Source organism: Acinetobacter sp. YH01020 (assembly GCF_013420275.1).
In the GTDB taxonomy this organism is placed as follows: domain Bacteria; phylum Pseudomonadota; class Gammaproteobacteria; order Pseudomonadales; family Moraxellaceae; genus Acinetobacter; species Acinetobacter amyesii.
On record NZ_VOYN01000109.1, the window covers coordinates 1 to 2,793 of the forward strand.

Here is a 2,793-nt window from a genome sequence, read left to right on the forward strand (position 1 = left end):
AGTACCAGCGTACGGCCCACAGAATGATGTCACGCTGAAAATGCCGGCCTTTGAATGGGTTCATGTGCAGCTCCATCAGCAAAAGGGGATGATAAGTTTATCACCACCGACTATTTGCAACAGTGCCGAAAATAGCATTGATTTAGAGCTTTATGATCCAAAGCATACTGCAACCAACCAAACACAGGGTTTGAAATTACTGAGCAGTGAAAAACCTAGAACATTAACCAATGTCCCACTTAAAGTAACGACCACTAATATTCCATTAAGACATAGTGCCGCAGTAAGGGCAGCAGAAACCATGCTGATGGCGGATAGTACAACTTCAACCACTTTTTATAATTGTACAACAGGTTTTAATGTGAAAAACGCTGCGGGTACAAAATTTGCGACCACAGCGGCTCACTGTAAGAATTACAAAATTACTGTAGATGACCGCAAGACAACTGGCAATGATAATATTGCACTAACCTTTGTGGGAGACTTCTGGAATGGTAGTCAGGATTTCCAAACCATGAGTTTAGTATCATCTACACATACCTTGAACCCAGAATTTTTCGCCAGTGACAATGTGGTCAAAACTCTAACTGGTCGACGTACACAAGGTAACACACCTGTTGGTACGTATGTCTGTCATTATGGAATGAAAACTGGTTATAGTTGTGGTACGGTTCAGTCGACCGCATTTAAAGCATTTGGTACTGACAATAAATGTGGACCATCAGGGGCAGGTGTGTGTAATGCAACATGGGTAAAAGTTTCAGGTCCAACGTTGGATTGTTGGGGTGGCGATAGTGGTGGTCCAATCTTTATTGGAAGTGTGGCGGCAGGGTTATTATCTACTGCAACTTATCAAGGCACATGGAGTTCTTCCATGAAAGGTCAGGGGTATTGCGGAGGTGCCGCCAAACCTAATGGATATATGACCTATATGTCTACTGATGAACTCTATAAAGAGGGTTACTCATTATTATACGGACAATAACGATGACTAGAATATTTATACTGATGTTCGTCGTTGGACTTTTGAGCGCTTGTCATAAGCCTTCATCAGCCGATCAGTCCAAGATACAAGAATTACAAGTGATGTCCTTTAGTGAGCAGACCTTGGCGCAATTTTCTTGGGAATTAATCGAGGCAACAAATGCTAATAGTGAACGTATAGATTCATTATTTCTGGCTTCAAAACCTGACCAACCTATCACGCTAAAATTTGCAGAAAAGATGCTGTATATTGGGAATTTGTTTTGTAATATAAATTCGATTGGTATTCATTTTAAGGGCAATCATTTATATGCTGAACAACCAATTGTTGCCACAATGATGGGCTGTCCTGATGATATCAACTTACGTGAAAGTACGATGATAGATATTCTGGTGAATGCTCCCACATTATATCTTCAATCTCGTAAGGGGCAGGCACAACTGCTTATAGAAACACAAAAAAAAGAGAAATTGATTTTTAAAGGTGTTCAAGTCAACAAGTAGTCTAAATTCTTGCAGTACACTGATGAAAATCATAAGGTAAAGTTAGATATGAGGAAGCCCAATCATTTAGTTGGGCTTCTTTGTTTAAATATAATTTTAAGAGCCGGTAACTTATTTTCTGTAAGTTCCCTTTTACTATTTTTCTTTTGAGTATTTTATTAATCTAATTCTTTTACGCACTCAATAAGTATTACCACTATACCAACTCTTAGAAAGAGCTTTGAATTCCCTATTTAACATAATGGTGGTTATACGCAATACATTTGTATATTAATATAAATATCAGATACTTAACAAAACAAGAAAAATCCAAAAATGCCCAAAAAACCGATTTTGAAACAAGTCGGCTTTTTTATGTTCGATTCTGTAATATTTTGCCAATAAAAAGTGGAACAACTTTGCAAAATTTACAATTTTGTATTAACATTTTTATATTAACAAAAAGCGATACAACTATGGAAATTGAGTTTTCATGGGATGAGCATAAAGCAGATACAAACCTCAAAAAACATGGTGTAGCTTTCGAAGATGCAACCTTGGTTTTTTATGATGCCTATGCCGTCTTCAAACAGGATCGCTTTGAAAATGGTGAATATCGTTGGCAAGCGATAGGTCTCGTACACGGCCAGACAGTTTTATTAGTGGCTCATACTGTACAAGATCATAATGGGATTGATCATATCCGCATTATTTCGGCACGACAGGCAGAGAAAAAAGAGAGGAAACAATATGAGCAAAACCGTTACCTACAAAATGGATTTGAATAATCCTCCTGTTTTGTCTGAAGAACAAAAGGCAAGACTGGAAGCGTTAGCTAAACGTCCAGACAGTGAAATCGATTTTTCAGATATTCCTGAACTTGATGACAGCTTCTGGAAAAATGCAGTGCAAAATCCATTTTACAAGCCGACTAAACAAGTAACTACGGTTCGCATCGATGCAGATGTCATGCAGTGGCTAAAAGCCCAAGGCAAAGGCTATCAAACACGAATGAATAAAATTTTACGGGATGCCATGCTTAAAGAATTAAAAAATCATCAATAAAAATGGGAGCTTAGGCTCCCATTTTTGACTGCGTATAACCACCATTATGTTAAATGGAATCAAAAAACCTCCAATAAAATCGTTATAGTATTATTATTTATTGAGTAGATAAGAGAATTAAATTAGTGAAATATTCAAATGAAAAAATAGTAAAAGCTCTCTTACTTTCTCCTTTACCACTACTTTTTTTCACAGCAGTCCTGTTTATCGTAATGAATCAGGAATACAGCCTATACTCGATTTTAGTGGTTCTTGTAGGGC

Annotated in this window: 4 protein-coding genes; all 4 read left to right on the top strand. The window is 37.3% G+C overall.

Annotated elements, in window-relative coordinates:
- Window positions 1-985: S1 family peptidase (locus FTT85_RS18990; RefSeq protein WP_349665759.1), on the top strand; the 985-nt coding region annotated here is incomplete at its 5' end.
- Window positions 986-987: 2 nt separating this feature from the next.
- Window positions 988-1,488: an META domain-containing protein gene (locus tag FTT85_RS18255; RefSeq protein WP_074163995.1), complete on the top strand. Its 501-nt coding sequence runs from the start codon at window positions 988-990 to the stop codon at window positions 1,486-1,488.
- A 455-nt stretch (window positions 1,489-1,943) separates the two neighbouring features.
- The gene (locus FTT85_RS18260) at window positions 1,944-2,255 is read left to right on the top strand and encodes a BrnT family toxin (RefSeq protein ID WP_004728473.1); all 312 of its coding nucleotides are present in this window, start codon (window positions 1,944-1,946) and stop codon (window positions 2,253-2,255) included.
- Window positions 2,218-2,532, top strand: coding sequence for a BrnA antitoxin family protein (locus FTT85_RS18265; RefSeq protein ID WP_038350244.1), 315 nt, complete (start codon window positions 2,218-2,220; stop codon window positions 2,530-2,532). Before FTT85_RS18260 ends, FTT85_RS18265 begins: the two co-directional genes overlap by 38 nt.
- Window positions 2,533-2,793 lie beyond the last annotated feature (261 nt).